Genomic DNA, 14,875 nt, shown 5'->3' with positions numbered 1-14,875 from the left:
GGCAGCGATCCTCAGGCGAACAAACGGTCGGTGTTGATAAAGCCGCGCTCGTTTTCCGGGCGCGAGGTGCGGCAGTGTTCGGCGACGCTGGCGTCGGCGTTCATCCAGCTCAGCTTCAGCGGTTTCGGTGCGTAGTCCGGTGACGGGTCCATCGGATGTTGCAGGGCGGTGAGCACCACCAGCGTGTCCATCGGCGCGTACAACTCGATGTAGTCGCCGGCGTTGGAATTGTCCTCGACGAAGTGGAAACGCCCGGCCTCATCGACGTTCACGCGACTGAACAAATTGAGGGTCATCAGCAAATCCGAGAGGCCCAACCCCCACTTGCCCAGTTCCACCAGCAGGTTGTCGGTGCCGTTGCGGAAGAAGCCATTGCGCAGTTCTTGATAGCGGCCCTGGCCATATTTCTCCGCGACTTCTTCAGCGCAGAGCACGCCGCCGAGGCTGTCGCTCCAGCCGCAGGTGTCGGCAGTGATGGCGGCCAGTACGCGGCCCATGTCCGAATAAAGGCAATGGCCGGCGGTGAGCTTGGCGGTGTGTTGGCATTTGAGGCTGTCGGGCAGGTTCAGGCGTTCGGTTTTTTCGTTGGCATTGAGCAACGTCAGGCTGACGTTGGCGCCGCCGCGCAGGTCGGTCAGGCGCAGCAATTGGCCGCGCTTTAACACGAAGGAGCGGTGGCCGCCGCCGGGAAGCATTTCTTCGGCGAACGGCGGGAACAGTTGGGTCGCATCAGTCATGTGCAAATTCCTCTTAAGCGGTGCGAAGCGTGCCTGCCAGCTCTGCCGGCAAGGCATCGACGGCGGCGCGAGTGGCGCGGCGGTCGCTGTTCAAAGGGATGTCGTAGGTGATGCGCGCGCCATAGGCGCCGGGGGCGTGCGGGTCGAGGCGAACCTTGTCGAACACCAGCAAACGGGTGCCGAGGCTGAAACCTTCGGACAGGTCATGGGTGACCATGAACACCGTCAGTCGGGTCTCGCGCCACAGCTCCAGCAGCAGAACATGCATGTCTTTGCGGATGCCCGGATCGAGGGCGCCGAAGGGTTCGTCGAGCAGCAACACTCGGGGTTTCATGATCAGGGCCTGGGCGATCGCCAGTCGTTGTTGCATGCCGCCGGAGAGCTGCGCCGGGTATTTGTCCAGCGAGTGGCCGAGGCCGACTTTGTGCAGCAGCACTGAGGCCTGTTCCCGGGCGTCTTTTTTGGCGCTGCCGAACAAGCGGCCAAGTAGGGGCGAGCGTGGCAGTTCGAGGCCGAGGGCGACGTTGTCCAGCACCGTCAGGTGCGGGAACACCGAGTAGCGCTGGAACACCACACCACGGCTTGAATCCGGCTCGCCGGCCAGGGCCTGGCCGTCGAGCAGAATCTCGCCGCGACTGGCCTTTTCCTGGCCCAGCAGCAAACGCAGGAAGGTCGATTTGCCACAACCGGACGCGCCGACGAGTGTGCAGAACTCACCTTCGTTAACGTTCAGATTCAGCCCTTCGAGCACCACTTGATCGGCGTACTGCTGCCAGACGTTTTTCACCGTGATGAAGCTCATGCCCGCGCTCCTTCATACCAAGGGAACGCACGCTGAGTCAGGCGCTTCAAACCCCAATCCATCAACCATGCGAGCAGGGTGATCCACACTACGTACGGCAGGATCACATCCATCGCCAGGTAACGACGCACCAGGAAAATTCGATAGCCGAGGCCGTCGGTGGAAGCGATGGCTTCAGCGGCGATCAGGAACAACCACGCCGAACCGAGCATCAGCCGCAACGAGATCAGCAGCCGTGGCAACAATTGCGGCAGCACCACCCGCAGCATCAAGGTCCAGGTCGAAGCGCCCAGCGTCTGGGCCTTGATCAGCAACTCGACCGGAATTTCCCGGGCACGCTGTTCCAGATCCCGGGCCAGCGCCGGGGTGATGCCAATCACGATCAGCATCACTTTCGACAACTCGCCGAGGCCGAAGACGATGAACAGAATCGGCAGGATTGCCAGCGGTGGCACCATCGACAACACCGTCAGCAACGGCGACAACGGTGCGCCAAACAGCGGCAAGGTTCCGGCCGCCATGCCCAGGCACAACCCGGCCAACGCGCTGATGCCGAGGCCGATGGCCAGCCGTCGCAGGCTGGAGGCGCTGTCTTGCCAGAGCAGGTATTCGCCGGTACGGCTGTCGGCGACGAAGGCCAGGCGTTTCACCGCGTCGGTCATCTGCACCGCGCTGGGCAGCAGTTTGTCGTTGGGGTTGTCCGTCAGCCGCTCGGCCGAGCCCATGAAGTAGGCGAACAGCACCAGGGCGAACGGCAGGATCACCAACAGCAAGCGACTCGGGCGATCCGGGTGGCGATTGATCAGGCGCATGGCCAGGTCCTCCTGTTTACAGCTTGGCGTCGGCGGCCATCTGCACGTAGCTCGGATCGAAGCGCAGCTTGAGGTTGCCTTTGTCGCCACTGGTCACGCCGTTGGCGAACGCCATGCCGACGGCGCTGGTGTCCTTGGCGCCTTCACCGAGCAAGCCGTGCTGGAACGAGAACTCGGCGACCTTGCGCATGGTTTCCGGCAGTTGCTTGCTGGTGGAGAAGGCCAGCGCCTCCTGCGGAGTAGCAAATAGCTTGGTGGTGTCGAGTTGCGACTGGAACCCGGCCAGGTCAGTGCCCGAGGCCTTGGCCATGTGTTCGAGGGCGGCTTTGCTCGCGGCGTTTTTCGCGTTCATCAACTCGACCACTTCGAACCAGGCGCCGGTCAGCGCTTTGCCCAGGGCCGGGTTGTCTTTGAGGGTGGCGCTGTTGACCACCATCATGTCCATGATTTCGCCGGGCACCTGGCTGGAGTTGAAGACTTCGGTCACGCCGGGCTTGGCCTTGATGTCCGAGAGCATCGGGTTCCAGGTGGTGACGGCGTTGACCTGATCGGTGTTGAAGGCGGCGGAGATATCGGCGTCGGAGGTGTTGACCACTTTCAGGTCTTTCTCGGTGAGATCGACGGAGTCGAGCGCGCGGGCCAGCAGATAGTGGGAAACCGAGAGTTCGACGAGATTGACGTCCATGCCCTTGAGGTCGATGACTTTCTTGCCTTCGCCCTTGAGCACGATGCCGTCGTTGCCGTTGGAGAAATCGCTGACGATCAGCGCGGTGCTGTCGACGCCACCGGCGGCCGGAATGGTCAGCGCGTCCATGTTGGTCATGGTGCAACCGTCGAACTGACCGGCGGTGTATTGGTTGATGGATTCGACGTAGTCGTTGAGCTGCACCACATCGATCTTGATGCCGTACTTCTTCGCCCATTTGTCGACGATGCCTTGGCTGCCGGCGTATTCCCAGGGCATCCAGCCGGCGTAGATGGTCCAGCAGACGCTGAAATGGTCTTTCTGGGCGGCTTGGGACGAGACGCTGACGAGGGCGGCAAACGCAGCGGCGAGCAGGGCGGGCAAACGGAATCGGGTCATGGGATGGTTCTCCAGTTGATCAAGGGCGGGCAGGAGTCAACGCGGCACCGCGAACGGTGGCTTGTCTCCCGGGCTTTTGTCCCGCCGTGTAACCTCAACTGGAGGTCGCCAACTCTCGGACCAGTCACTCGCCTAAGCGAGCCGGAACCCTAGTCAGCCATTGCAAATTGTGGTGCCGCGAACCTGTGATGACTCCTGCACGCTTTTACTAAAGCGAGAGCCGTGCCAAGTCGCTGCGAAGCCTCTGGGCTGGGGGATGACGCCGATGGGGCGATGGGAGAGGACGCGTGGTTGCCTTGTCGTGGTGCATCGGCGCACCGCAATGGGCCGCTTATCCGAAGGTTTTCGCCTGCGCGCACTGGGTGCCGGTTTCACAGTCAAAACAGGTGTGAGTCGGCCAGTGCCGATTGCTGTCGCGGGTCTTTCAGGAGGCCGCCATGGTTTACCAAAAACTGCTTCGTCGATTACTGCTGGGCGCGGTGTTGGGCCTGGGACTGTCCGGTTGCTATTACTACGCCGGCACGGCGGATGTGTATGCAACGCCGTATTACTACCCCGGTTATTACTACTCGCCTTATTACTACGGCTATTCCAACCCCCGGTATTACGGGCGCTATCGCTACTATTACTACGGTGGCCACGGGTATTACGGCGGTCGCGGACCGGGTTATTACCACGGTGGCGGCCGTTACGGTCGCCACTGATCACGACGGCGCTTCCACTGAAGGAAGCGCCGTTTTTTATGCCGAAGATGAAAAACCTTTCATCGGGGACTTGTTTCAACGTGTTTCAGATGCGCACCAGATTCCGAAATCGATGTCTGATCTTTCGACAGTCGCTAACAATTGGCTGTCGCCTGCCAGCGTCGCTGGTGTGGCTACTCGCGGTCCAGGAGGCCGCCATGTATCGCCGAATTCTTCTGCTGGTCGTGTTGAGTTTTTCCCTTGGTGCATGCGTTCCCTATTCCTACGGAGATGGAGGCAGCTACTACAGTTCTGAGGTCTACTCGTCCCCCGCGCCGGCTTACTACTCGGGCGGTGGCAGCTACTACTCGGCTCCACGCTATTACCAACCAGCACCGCGTTACTATCAGCCGGCTCCCCGTTATTACTCGGCGCCGCGTTATTACCAGGCGCAACCGCGCTACTACCAGTCTCACAACCGTGGCTGGCAAGGACATGACCGAGGCGGTTGGGATGGCCGCAATCGGGGCAACTGGGACAATGACCGTGGTGGTCGAGGCGACCACCGAGGCGGACGTGGCGATCATGACGGTCGCGATGGCCGGGGCAACCACCGTTAATCAGCAGCTACAAAAAAGCGGCGCATTAAGCGCCGCTTTTTTTATGCCTGGATTTTAGTACTCCGACAAATCCGCCAACGGATGCCGACCTTCCCAGACCTTATGAAAATGCGCCTCCACCACCGCATCCGGCACGTTATTGATGTCCGGCCAGTGCCAGTGTGGCTTTTGGTCCTTGTCGATCAACCGCGCCCGCACACCTTCGCTGAATTCCGGGTGACGGCAGCAGTTGAGGCTCAGGGTGTATTCCATCTGGAAAACCTGAGCCAGCGACAAATGTCGGGCCCGGGCGATTTGTTCCCAGACCAGATGCGCGGTCACCGGTGAGCCTTCGCTCATGGTCTTCGCCGCGCGGCTGAGCAGCGGATCAGTGTCATCGCGCAGGTGGCTGATGGCTTTCCAGGCGCAGCGCACGTCGCTGACGTCCAGCAATTCATCGATCTGCTGGCGGCGCGGCGGCCATTGCGCCTCGGGCATCTGTGCGACGGCTTCCTGCTGCAAAGCCTTGAGCAGACTGTTGAGCTGCATCGAGGTCTGTTCCTGCCAGTTCAATTGCAGCAGGCCTTCGACCAGTTCTTCCTGCTGTTCTTCGAGCAGGAAGCGGTCGGCCAGATCCAGATCGACCGCATCCCGGGCATTCATGTGTGCGCCGGTCAGGCCGAGGAACAACCCGAGCTTGCCGGGCAGCCGTGAGAGGAACCAACTCGCGCCAACGTCCGGGTACAAACCGATGCTGATTTCCGGCATCGCCAGGCGACTGCTCGGCGTGACGATTCGGATGCTCGCGCCTTGCAGCAGGCCCATGCCGCCGCCGAGGACGTAACCGTGACCCCAGCAGATCAGCGGTTTGGGGTAGGTGTGCAACTTGAAGTCGAGGCGATATTCCGCGGCGAAGAACTGTGCGGCCAGAGGCGGTACTTCCCCCGGATGATTGCGACAGGCTTCGACCAGGCTGCGCACTTCGCCACCGGCGCAGAAGGCCTTGGCGCCGTTGCCGCGCAGCAAAACGCAGACGATTTGTGGATCCTTGGCCCAGGCGTCCATCTGATCGCGCAGGGCGTTGATCATCGGCAAGGAGAGGGCATTCAACGACTTTTCGGCATCCAGGCTGGCGATGCCGATGCGGGCGCCGTCGGTGCCGGTGAGTTCTTCGAAGTGCAGATTCATCGTGACCTCGATCGGGAATTTGAGCGTTCAGTATGATCGCATTGCAGGAAAGTGCCGGTTCTGTGTCAGATCAATTGACAAGCCTGCCCAGCTTTCCTAGGGTTCGCCCCATTGTTTTTGCCGGGTATGACCATGACTGCTGACGACCGTATCAAACTCGAACCGAGCTGGAAGGACGCGCTGCGTGACGAATTCGACCAGCCCTACATGGCAGAGTTGCGTTCATTCCTGCAACAGGAGCGCGCGGCCGGCAAGGAAATCTATCCGCCAGGTCCGATGATTTTCAACGCGCTCAACTCGACGCCGCTGGACAAGGTCAAGGTCGTGATTCTTGGCCAGGACCCGTACCACGGCCCGGGCCAGGCCCATGGCTTGTGCTTTTCGGTACAACCGGGCGTGCCGGCGCCGCCGTCGCTGGTGAACATCTATAAAGAGTTGAAACGTGATCTGAACATCGACATCCCGAGCCACGGCTACCTGCAGAGCTGGGCCGACCAGGGTGTGTTGATGATCAACACCACGATGACCGTCGAGCGCGCGAATGCCAATGCGCACAAGGATAAGGGCTGGCAGTATTTTACCGATCGGATCATTGAAGTCGTCAGTGAACGGCAACCGCACCTGGTGTTCATGCTGTGGGGCGCCCATGCCCAGAGCAAACAGAAGCTGATTGATGCCACCAAGCATTTGGTGCTGACCTCGGTGCATCCGTCGCCACTGTCCGCCTATCGCGGCTTCCTCGGTTGCGGGCACTTCAGCCGGACCAACAAGTTTCTGGAACAGAATGGCGAAACGCCGATTGAGTGGCGGTTGCCGCCTGTTGCGTGATGATCATCGATAGTGAGATATCACGTTAACCGTTCATCCAATACCGCGAGAAATCAGCGGTGACCTGTTATTTCTGACAGTAGACGAGGTTTAGGGGCTTCTGTTGAATTAGTCACTGGCAAAACTTGTAGGGTTCACGTTTTGCCTGGACATTAATTCTAGAGGGAGTTCGTCATGAAAAAGTTAAGCTTTAAAGAGATTAAGGCATTGCCTAAAGGGCAGGGTGAGATGACCGCCGTAACAACGCGCAAGCCTGATGATCGTTTTTCGACTGATCATGTCGCTGTTAGAGAGAGCGAAAAGGAGTTTCGGTTGAGTGGATGGTCTGGTGACGAGACGGCATTCACAGGGATCGATTTTTACCTACCCAAGGATCTTCAGGATGGGGAACATTCAATTGGCCCGGAAGGTGTGGTTCGGGCGTATTTTTCTGAGGATTGGCAGAGTGAAGGGCTAGCGGCGCAAAGCGGAAGAATAAGTTTGGTTATTGATCGGGTGGAGAATAGATTCATCGCTTCAGATTTCCATTTCAGGGTGGCCGGCAGCCCTGGTTTTGAAGTTCATTTGGGGAAATTTCTTATTGTTCGATGAAAGACTGGGAGCATCCCACCCATGATTTTTTGGGTGGGATTAAAAATAAAGGACACGAAGACTAATTGGGCTAACGCTCAGGCACCCGATTCCAATACTTGAACAACGGCTCCGCCAGAAACAACACAAACAACAGCCGCATCACCTGCATCGCCGTCACCAGCGGCACCGACAATTGCAGGGTCTCCGCCGTCAAACTCATTTCCGCAATCCCGCCGGGCATCATGCCCAGCGTCAGGGAGCGCAAATCCAGATGGGTCAGCGCACTCAACCCCAGCGCCGCCGCCGTGGCGATCAACATCGTCAGCGCCGTGCCAATCAGCGTCCGCCCCATAAAGGACGGTGCCCGGCGGAAAAACTGCCGATTGAAGTGACACCCCAAGCCGCTGCCAATCAACCATTGGCCAATCTGGCTGCCGCCGTTGGGCAAACCGATGTGCAGATCCCAACCGATACTCACCGCCGCACTCACCAGCAACGGCCCGAACAGCCATGGATTGGGCTGGCGCAACCGCTGCCAACCCCAAGCGAGCAGGGCGCCCGCCGGGAATAGCACCGCCAACAGACGCCAATCAACGACCGTGGCATGGCCGATTGGCGTACCGTCCCCCAGCAGATACTTGAACGCTGCCGGCACACACAGCACCACCACCAGCACCCGCAGACTTTGCCCCGCCGCAACCCGGCTGAGCACCGCGCCATTACGCGCGCCGAGGTTGACCATCTCACCGGAACCGCCCGGCATGCTGGAGAAAAACGCCGTGGCGCGATCTTCCCCGGTACGCCGCATCAACCAGACCCCGACCACACTGGACAGGCTGGTGACCAACGCACCGAAGAAGATCAAACCGAAATGGCTCAACACCTGCTCCATCACCACCGGGGTGAAGTGCAGGCCGATGCCGATGCCGACGATCCACTGGCCGCACTTGCGCCCGCCAGGGATTTCCGCCAATTGCCAAGGGGTGAGGCAGCGCACCAGGATGATCGCCAGCAACGAGCCGACCATCCACGGCAGCGGCCAGCCGACCTGGCTGGCGAGGTAACCGCCCAGCAGGCCGACCAGCGGTGTTCCCCACCAGGTTTTGAAGGGACGATCAGACATCGGCAATGGCGCGCCTCGCAACCGAACGTTTACGCCAGATCCGCAGGATCGGCATGAGCAGCATGATCGCAGTCAGCACCCAGACACCGAAGGTGATCGGGCTCGACCAGAGGATTTCCAGTGCACCGTTGGAAATCGACAGGGCGCGACGCAGGTTCTGCTCCATCAAGCCGCCAAGGATGAAGCCCAGCAGTACCGGCGACAATGGGAAATCCAGTTTGCGCAGGATATAGCCGAAGATACCGATGCCGACCATCAGGAACAGGTCGAACGTGGTGGCGTGCACCGCGTAGACGCCGATCCCGGTAATGATCGCGATCACCGGCACCAGTGCCCAGTTCGGCACGGCAAGGATGCGGGTGAAGATGCGGATCATCGGGATGTTGAGGATCACCAGCATGATGTTGGCGACGAACAACGAGGCGATCAGGCCCCAGACGATGTCCGGTTGTTGTTGAAACAACAGCGGGCCCGGGGTGATGTTGTACAGCGACAGCGCGCCGATCATCACCGCCGTGGTGCCCGATCCCGGAACGCCCAGGGTCAGCATCGGCACCAATGCGCCACAGGCCGAAGCGCCGATGGCGGTTTCCGGCGCTGCGAGGCCGCGCATGTCGCCCTGGCCGAAGGTGCCTTTGGCGCCCGCGATGCGTTTTTCGGTCATGTAGGCCACGGCGCTGGCCAGCGTCGCACCGGCCCCCGGCAACACGCCCATGATGAAGCCCAGCAGGCCGCAACGGATGTTCACCACGAACACCGAAGACGCTTCCTTGAAGTTGAACATCATGCGCCCGGTGGCTTTCACCGCTTCCTGGCCGCGATGGGTTTTTTCCAGCAGCAGGAGGATTTCGCTGATGGAGAACAGGCCCAATACCAGGACGACGAACTGAATGCCGTCGGTCAAATGGATGTTGTCCCCGGTGAAACGGTACACGCCGCTGTTGGCATCGATCCCGACGCTCGACAGAAACAGGCCGATCAGCGCCGCGATGAAAGTCTTCAACGGACGGTCACCCGCCATGCCGCCGAGGCAGACAATCGCGAACACCATCAGCACGAAGTATTCCGCCGGGCCGAAGGCAATCGCCCATTTCGCCAGCAGCGGGGCGAACAACACCATGCCGCAGGTGGCGATAAATGCGCCGATGAACGAACTCCACGCCGACAGCGACAACGCCACACCAGCCAAGCCTTTGCGGGCCATCGGATAACCGTCGAGGGTGGTCATGACGGTAGAGGCTTCGCCCGGGATGTTCAGCAGGATCGAGCTGATCCGCCCGCCGTATTCGCAACCCAGGTACACCGCCGCCAACAGGATCAGCGCCGATTCCGGCGGCAGCCCCAGTGCGAAAGCAATCGGGATCAGCAACGCCACGCCGTTGATCGGGCCCAAACCCGGCAACAGGCCGACCACGGTGCCGATCAAAGTGCCGCACAGCGCGGTCACCAGGTTGTACGGGCTCAGCGCGACGCCGAAACCCTGGCCCAAATAGCCAAAAGTATCCATATCAGTTCTCCAGAACGTCGAGCAGGCCCAGAGGCAACGGCACGTCCATCAACTTGTCGAACAGCAGGTAGAGACCAATGCTCATCAGCGTGGTGACGACGATGCTGGGCAGCCAGCGACCGCCATACAGGCGCGCCATCGGGATGCCGATCAGGACGCTGCTGAGAATGAAGCCCAACGGTTCAAACAGTCCGGCGAAGATCAGCAGCAAGACGATGCAAATGCCGATTTTGTTCAGGGTTTCGCGGTCGAGTTTCGGGTCGTCATCGCTGTGCACGATGGGCGTCGGGCGAAACAGCATGTACAGCAAGCCAAGGCCCATCAGCCCGAGCATCAACAACGGAAAGGCCCGAGGTCCTACGGGTTCGTAGGAAAAAGCCGCTTGATACGGCCATGCCATCAGTGCCAGGCCGATACAGATCGCCAGCAGCACCGAAGCAAAAATGCGTTGTAAGAGCATGAGAAACTCCTGTGCCGCGACCCGCGCAAGCGAGGCCGCAGCCGCTAGACAGAGACGATCACTGGATCAGGCCGAACTCTTTGGCCAGCACTTTGTAGTCCGCGACTTGTTTCTTCACGTAGGTGTCCAGCTCCGGGCCGGTCATGGCGAACGGGAACAGTTCACGCTGATCGCGCAGCTTGGCGAACTCGTCGGACGCCAGCAGTTTGTCGAAGGCGTCTTTCCACCAGGCGTAGTCTTCGTCGCTGACTTTTGGCCCGAGGTAGAAGCCGCGAACCACTGGCCAGACGATGTCGTAACCTTGTTCCTTGGCGGTCGGGATGTCTTTCATTTCCGGCTCGTCCAGACGCTTCTCGGAGAACACCGCCAGCAGGCGCATGTCGCCGCTCTGGATGTGCGGCATGGAGTCGGAAATATCCGTGCTGCCGACCTGAATGTGGCCGCCGAGCAGGGCCGTGGCGATTTCACCGCCGCCTTCGAGGGCGACGTAACGCAGGTCACGCGGGTTAATCCCGGCAGCCTTGGCGATCAGCGCGGTTTGCATCCAGTCCTGGCTGCCGACGGTGCCACCGGAACCGATCACCACTTTGCTCGGATCTTTCTTCAGCGCTTGAACGAGATCGTCGAGGGTCTTGTAAGGCGAATCGCTTTTCACCGCGATCGCACCGTAGCTGGTGCCGACCGCTGCCAGCCAGCGTACGTTGGTTTCATCGAACCGGCCAAACTTGCCCTGGGCCAGGTTCAACAGCGAACCGCTGGACCACGCCACCAGCGTGCCGGCATCGGCCGGGCGCTGGGCGACCACCGCGTTGTAGGCCACCGCGCCGACACCGCCGGGCATGTAGGTCACGCGCATCGGTTTGGTCAGCAGTTTTTCATTCACCAGCGCGCTTTGCGCCAGTTTGCAGGTCAGGTCAAAACCGCCGCCGGGGGAGGCCGGGGCAATGCATTCCGGGCGTTTGGGCTCGGCCATCAGTTGGCCGGCGAACAGCATGCAGCCGGCGGCAAGGGCGAAACGGCGCAGTGATCGATTCATTATTGTCTCCTCGGGAGTTGTTGTTTTTGGGGATGTTTCAGGTGCGGCGGTTTCGCGTCGCGCAGCCGGCAAGAGCGCTGGCAAGCGTAAACGAAAGGGATCTGGAAAAGGGTTGGGGCGGGCAAACCTGGGGCTGTTTGGACAGCATGGTGCAGTACCTCGTTATTGTTCTTATTGGCGAAAACGCATCAAGGCGTTTTTCGGGAGCTACATTTCAACGCACGATAGATGGCTTGCAGTCGAAGCCATCCTTGGCCGACTCTAACCGGCCAACCTTTCGCTAACCTTTCAGCTGACTTTCAAGGTTTTCGGGCTTCACAGCGGCGGATGCGGCTGTAAACTCCGCGCCAAAGAATGGCGTCGACCATCCCTGAACGAGGTAATTGTCCATGCGTGTCCTGCTCGTCGAAGACCATCTGCAGCTCGCCGAAAGTGTCGCCCAGGCGCTCAAGAGCACCGGGTTGACCGTGGATGTCTTGCACGACGGCGTGGCGGCCGACCTGGCCTTGAGCAGCGAGGAATACGCCATGGCGATCCTCGATGTCGGCCTGCCGCGCATGGATGGTTTCGAAGTGCTGGCGCGCCTGCGGGCCCGGGGCAAGAACCTGCCGGTGCTGATGCTGACCGCCCGCAGCGACGTCAAGGACCGGGTGCATGGCCTGAATCTGGGCGCTGATGATTACCTGGCCAAACCGTTCGAGCTGACCGAACTCGAGGCTCGGGTCAAAGCCTTGCTGCGGCGCAGTGTGTTAGGCGGTGAGCGTCAGCAACGTTGCGGCGTGCTGGCCTATGACCTCGACACCCGACGCTTCACCCTCGGCGAAGAATTGCTGACCCTGACCTCTCGCGAGCAGGCCGTGCTTGAAGCGCTGATCGCCCGTCCCGGTCGGGTGATGAGCAAGGAGCAACTGGCCTCTCAAGTTTTTGGCCTGGATGAAGAAGCCAGCCCCGACGCTATCGAAATCTACGTCCACCGCCTGCGCAAGAAACTCGACGGCCAACCGGTGGCGATCGTGACCTTCCGCGGCCTCGGCTATTTGCTGGAAAGCCGCGATGCATAAGCCCAGCAGCCTGCGTTGGCGGTTGCTGTGGAACCTGGCGTCGTTGCTGGTGGTTTTGATGTTGGCCAGTGGTTTGAGTGCGTACTGGAACGGTCGCGAAGCGGCCGACACGGCGTATGACCGCACTTTGCTGGCCTCGGCGCGGACCATCGCCGCCGGTGTTTCCCAGCGCGACGGAACCCTCAGCGCCGATGTGCCTTACGTGGCGCTCGACACCTTTGCCTACGACAGCGCCGGGCGCATTTTTTATCTGGTCAACGACATTCATCAGAACCTGATCTCCGGTTACGAAAACCTTCCACCACCACCGCCGGGGACGCCGCGCACCGATGACTACCCGGCGCTGGCGAGTTTCTACAACGCCGTGTATCGCGGGCAGAACGTGCGGGTGGTGAGCCTGCTCAAACCGGTGAGCGAACCGAACATGAATGGCATGGCGGAAATCCGTGTCGCGGAAACCGATGAGGCGCGGGTCAGCATGGCGCGCAGCCTGGCGGCGGATACGTTGCTGCGCTTGGGCATGCTGGCCATCGGTGCGTTGCTGCTGGTGTGGTTTGCGGTGAGTGCGGCGCTGCGTCCGCTGGAGCGTCTGCGCACGGCGGTGGAAGAGCGGCAATCGGATGACTTGCGTCCTTTGCCGCTGGTGGAAGTGCAGCGTGAATTGTGGCCGTTGGTGCGGGCGCTCAATCACTTTACCGAGCGTCTGCGCGGGCAGTTCGAGCGTCAGGCGCAGTTCATCGCCGATGCCGCTCATGAGTTACGCACGCCGCTGGCCGCGCTCAAGGCGCGACTGGAATTAGGCCTGCGCGCCAGCGAACCGCAAACCTGGCGCAGCACCCTGGAAACTGCCGCCCAAGGCACGGATCGTCTGACGCATCTGGCCAACCAGTTGCTGTCCCTGGCCCGGGTCGAAAACGGTGCGCGGGCGATTGCCGAGGGCGGCGCGCAGTTGCTGGATCTGAGTCAGCTAGCCCGGGAATTGGGCATGGCCATGGCACCGCTGGCGCACGCACGGGGCGTGGCGCTGGCGCTGGAGGCCGAGGAACCGGTGTGGCTGCGGGGCGAGCCGACGTTGTTGAACGAATTGCTGAGCAATCTGGTGGATAACGCCCTGGCCCACACGCCGTCGGGCGGCAATGTGATCCTGCGCGTGACGGCGCCCGCCGTGCTGGAAGTCGAGGACGATGGGCCGGGAATTCCGCTGGAAGAGCGCGACCGGGTGTTTGAGCGCTTTTATCGGCGTAATCAGCAGGTCGCGGGGTCTGGGTTGGGGTTGGCGATTGTTGGCGAGATCTGTCGTGCGCATTTGGCGCAGATCAGCTTGCACGATGGGGAGAAGGCCGGGTTGAAGGTGAGGGTGAGTTTTATTGCCGGGGAGTGAGCACAGAACCTGTGGCGAGGGAGCTTGCTCGCGCTGGGCTGCGAAGCAGCCCCAAAACCATGCGCCACTGTATTTCTGTCAAACCGGGTTATCCGATTACGACTGCTGCGCAGCCGAGCGGGAGCAAGCTCCCTCGCCACAATTGCTTGAGTTCACAATCAATAAAACATCGACCGCGACTCTTCCAGGTCCCTGCACATCGCCTCATTCTCAGGATCAATCCCCAGCTTCTTGAACGCCGGCACGCTGAACGCATCGATCCGCGCCAGCGGATGATCGGTGCCTTTGTGGCAATACAGGCTGGCGACCTGCACCACGTCGACGTAATCGAGCCGTGCGGAATCGCGCTTGAAGTCGAGGTACTGCCCCGGCAGTTTCACCAGCATTTCCGGAAATTCCCAGACACTCAGCAGTTTGTCGCCCAGCAGCGGATGAATGCGGTCGATCACGTGATTGAGGCTGACCGGGTCCGAGAGCAGTTCATAGTGATCTTCGGCGTAGGTCAGGATCGGCAACACGCCAATCTGATGCACCAACCCGCCCAGCGCCGCCTGATCAGGTTTGAGTTGGGTGTAGCTGCGGCACAACGCGTAGCTGACGCCGGCGATTTCCAGGCTTTTGCGCCAGACATCGCGCATTTTCTGCTCCACCACCTCGGAGCGGGCGTGGAAAATCTGCTCCATCACCAGACCAATGGCCAGGTTGCTGCTGTAGTTCACGCCCAAACGGGTGATGGCGGTGTGCAGGTCGGTCACTTCTTGAGTCGCACGCAGCAACGGGCTGTTGACCACTTTGATCAGGCGCGCCGACAACGCGGTGTCGCGACCGATCACTTTGCTCAGGGTGCTAACGCTGATTTCCGGATCTTCAGCAGCCTTGCGAATCTGCAGGGCCACTTCCGGTAATGTTGGCAGAACCAGGTCATCGTTATCGATGGCCTCAACCAAATCCTGTTGGACCTTATCCGCCAGCTCACTCATTTCTGTTCTCTAGGGTCTTGC

At 60.6% G+C, this 14,875-nt stretch carries 16 protein-coding genes and 1 riboswitch; of the genes, 6 read left to right on the top strand and 10 right to left on the bottom strand.

The genetic code is table 11. The features are described from left to right. Positions 1-11: 11 nt before the first annotated feature. The 4 genes from HB680_RS04165 to HB680_RS04150 are packed head-to-tail and all read right to left on the bottom strand — an operon-like array spanning position 12 to position 3,435. Entirely contained in the window at positions 12-737 is a 726-nt protein-coding gene (locus HB680_RS04165) for an urea amidolyase associated protein UAAP1 (RefSeq protein ID WP_213937339.1), read from the bottom strand. A gap of 13 nt (positions 738-750) precedes the next feature. Beyond that, entirely contained in the window at positions 751-1,539 is a 789-nt protein-coding gene (locus HB680_RS04160) for an ABC transporter ATP-binding protein (protein ID WP_213937337.1), read from the bottom strand. Further along, a complete protein-coding gene (locus HB680_RS04155) occupies positions 1,536-2,351 on the bottom strand; it encodes an ABC transporter permease (RefSeq protein ID WP_140666047.1) in 816 nt (271 codons plus the stop codon). The genes HB680_RS04160 and HB680_RS04155 overlap by 4 nt, the downstream gene beginning before the upstream one ends. Positions 2,352-2,367: 16 nt before the next feature. Continuing rightward, positions 2,368-3,435 (bottom strand): putative urea ABC transporter substrate-binding protein, encoded by a 1,068-nt coding sequence (locus tag HB680_RS04150; RefSeq protein ID WP_213937335.1) that lies wholly within the window; start codon positions 3,433-3,435, stop codon positions 2,368-2,370. Positions 3,436-3,498: 63 nt separating this feature from the next. Continuing rightward, a riboswitch (guanidine-I (ykkC/yxkD leader) is annotated at positions 3,499-3,599 on the bottom strand. A gap of 273 nt (positions 3,600-3,872) precedes the next feature. Here HB680_RS04150 and HB680_RS04145 point away from each other — a divergent pair. Together HB680_RS04145 and HB680_RS04140 are read left to right on the top strand one after the other, a co-directional pair. After that, entirely contained in the window at positions 3,873-4,139 is a 267-nt protein-coding gene (locus tag HB680_RS04145) for a hypothetical protein (RefSeq protein ID WP_213937334.1), read from the top strand. Between the two features lie 197 nt (positions 4,140-4,336). Continuing rightward, entirely contained in the window at positions 4,337-4,738 is a 402-nt protein-coding gene (locus tag HB680_RS04140; protein WP_213937333.1) for a hypothetical protein, read from the top strand. Positions 4,739-4,792: 54 nt separating this feature from the next. On the opposite strand, the gene HB680_RS04135 is transcribed toward HB680_RS04140, so the two are convergent. Next, positions 4,793-5,905, bottom strand: a complete 1,113-nt coding sequence (locus HB680_RS04135; RefSeq protein WP_213937332.1) for an enoyl-CoA hydratase/isomerase family protein — start codon at positions 5,903-5,905, stop codon at positions 4,793-4,795. A 132-nt stretch (positions 5,906-6,037) separates the two neighbouring features. On the opposite strand from HB680_RS04135, the gene ung reads away from it, so the two are divergent. Together ung and HB680_RS04125 are read left to right on the top strand one after the other, a co-directional pair. After that, a complete protein-coding gene (gene ung / locus HB680_RS04130) occupies positions 6,038-6,733 on the top strand; it encodes a uracil-DNA glycosylase (protein ID WP_213937330.1) in 696 nt (231 codons plus the stop codon). 174 nt (positions 6,734-6,907) lie between these two features. Continuing rightward, positions 6,908-7,324, top strand: coding sequence for a hypothetical protein (locus HB680_RS04125; protein WP_213937328.1), 417 nt, complete (start codon positions 6,908-6,910; stop codon positions 7,322-7,324). A 70-nt stretch (positions 7,325-7,394) separates the two neighbouring features. Here HB680_RS04125 and HB680_RS04120 read toward each other — a convergent pair whose 3' ends face one another. The 4 genes from HB680_RS04120 to HB680_RS04105 are packed head-to-tail and all read right to left on the bottom strand — an operon-like array spanning position 7,395 to position 11,390. Further along, the gene (locus HB680_RS04120; RefSeq protein WP_213937326.1) at positions 7,395-8,429 is read right to left on the bottom strand and encodes an AbrB family transcriptional regulator; all 1,035 of its coding nucleotides are present in this window, start codon (positions 8,427-8,429) and stop codon (positions 7,395-7,397) included. Next, a complete protein-coding gene (locus HB680_RS04115) occupies positions 8,422-9,936 on the bottom strand; it encodes a tripartite tricarboxylate transporter permease (protein ID WP_169371195.1) in 1,515 nt (504 codons plus the stop codon). Before HB680_RS04115 ends, HB680_RS04120 begins: the two co-directional genes overlap by 8 nt. Position 9,937: 1 nt before the next feature. After that, the gene (locus tag HB680_RS04110) at positions 9,938-10,396 is read right to left on the bottom strand and encodes a tripartite tricarboxylate transporter TctB family protein (protein ID WP_213937324.1); all 459 of its coding nucleotides are present in this window, start codon (positions 10,394-10,396) and stop codon (positions 9,938-9,940) included. A gap of 58 nt (positions 10,397-10,454) precedes the next feature. After that, entirely contained in the window at positions 10,455-11,390 is a 936-nt protein-coding gene (locus HB680_RS04105) for a tripartite tricarboxylate transporter substrate binding protein (RefSeq protein ID WP_256735459.1), read from the bottom strand. Between the two features lie 431 nt (positions 11,391-11,821). Between HB680_RS04105 and HB680_RS04100 the strand changes: the two genes are divergently transcribed. Beyond that, positions 11,822-12,493 (top strand): response regulator, encoded by a 672-nt coding sequence (locus HB680_RS04100; protein ID WP_054046730.1) that lies wholly within the window; start codon positions 11,822-11,824, stop codon positions 12,491-12,493. Continuing rightward, positions 12,486-13,874 carry a sensor histidine kinase gene (locus tag HB680_RS04095; protein WP_213937322.1) on the top strand — a complete coding sequence of 463 codons (1,389 nt, stop codon included), beginning with the start codon at positions 12,486-12,488 and terminating at the stop codon, positions 13,872-13,874. Before HB680_RS04100 ends, HB680_RS04095 begins: the two co-directional genes overlap by 8 nt. 158 nt (positions 13,875-14,032) lie before the next feature. Here the strand turns inward: HB680_RS04095 and HB680_RS04090 are convergent, their stop codons facing one another. After that, entirely contained in the window at positions 14,033-14,854 is an 822-nt protein-coding gene (locus HB680_RS04090) for an HDOD domain-containing protein (protein ID WP_213937321.1), read from the bottom strand. Positions 14,855-14,875 lie beyond the last annotated feature (21 nt).

Source organism: Pseudomonas sp. dw_612 (assembly GCF_018449725.1).
Classification (GTDB): Bacteria; Pseudomonadota; Gammaproteobacteria; order Pseudomonadales; family Pseudomonadaceae; genus Aquipseudomonas.
The sequence above is the reverse complement of the archived record's forward strand: the minus strand, read 5'-3'. Positions and strand labels throughout refer to the sequence as shown.

What these genes read in the sequence shown, in the direction of transcription:
- HB680_RS04165 (WP_213937339.1), bottom strand. Translation starts at nt 737, where the DNA reads ATGACTGATGCGACCCAACTGTTCCCGCCGTTCGCCGAAGAAATGCTT.
- HB680_RS04160 (WP_213937337.1), bottom strand. Translation starts at nt 1,539, where the DNA reads ATGAGCTTCATCACGGTGAAAAACGTCTGGCAGCAGTACGCCGATCAA.
- HB680_RS04155 (WP_140666047.1), bottom strand. Translation starts at nt 2,351, where the DNA reads ATGCGCCTGATCAATCGCCACCCGGATCGCCCGAGTCGCTTGCTGTTG.
- HB680_RS04150 (WP_213937335.1), bottom strand. Translation starts at nt 3,435, where the DNA reads ATGACCCGATTCCGTTTGCCCGCCCTGCTCGCCGCTGCGTTTGCCGCC.
- HB680_RS04145 (WP_213937334.1), top strand. Translation starts at nt 3,873, where the DNA reads ATGGTTTACCAAAAACTGCTTCGTCGATTACTGCTGGGCGCGGTGTTG.
- HB680_RS04140 (WP_213937333.1), top strand. Translation starts at nt 4,337, where the DNA reads ATGTATCGCCGAATTCTTCTGCTGGTCGTGTTGAGTTTTTCCCTTGGT.
- HB680_RS04135 (WP_213937332.1), bottom strand. Translation starts at nt 5,905, where the DNA reads ATGAATCTGCACTTCGAAGAACTCACCGGCACCGACGGCGCCCGCATC.
- ung (WP_213937330.1), top strand. Translation starts at nt 6,038, where the DNA reads ATGACTGCTGACGACCGTATCAAACTCGAACCGAGCTGGAAGGACGCG.
- HB680_RS04125 (WP_213937328.1), top strand. Translation starts at nt 6,908, where the DNA reads ATGAAAAAGTTAAGCTTTAAAGAGATTAAGGCATTGCCTAAAGGGCAG.
- HB680_RS04120 (WP_213937326.1), bottom strand. Translation starts at nt 8,429, where the DNA reads ATGTCTGATCGTCCCTTCAAAACCTGGTGGGGAACACCGCTGGTCGGC.
- HB680_RS04115 (WP_169371195.1), bottom strand. Translation starts at nt 9,936, where the DNA reads ATGGATACTTTTGGCTATTTGGGCCAGGGTTTCGGCGTCGCGCTGAGC.
- HB680_RS04110 (WP_213937324.1), bottom strand. Translation starts at nt 10,396, where the DNA reads ATGCTCTTACAACGCATTTTTGCTTCGGTGCTGCTGGCGATCTGTATC.
- HB680_RS04105 (WP_256735459.1), bottom strand. Translation starts at nt 11,390, where the DNA reads ATGCTGTTCGCCGGCCAACTGATGGCCGAGCCCAAACGCCCGGAATGC.
- HB680_RS04100 (WP_054046730.1), top strand. Translation starts at nt 11,822, where the DNA reads ATGCGTGTCCTGCTCGTCGAAGACCATCTGCAGCTCGCCGAAAGTGTC.
- HB680_RS04095 (WP_213937322.1), top strand. Translation starts at nt 12,486, where the DNA reads ATGCATAAGCCCAGCAGCCTGCGTTGGCGGTTGCTGTGGAACCTGGCG.
- HB680_RS04090 (WP_213937321.1), bottom strand. Translation starts at nt 14,854, where the DNA reads ATGAGTGAGCTGGCGGATAAGGTCCAACAGGATTTGGTTGAGGCCATC.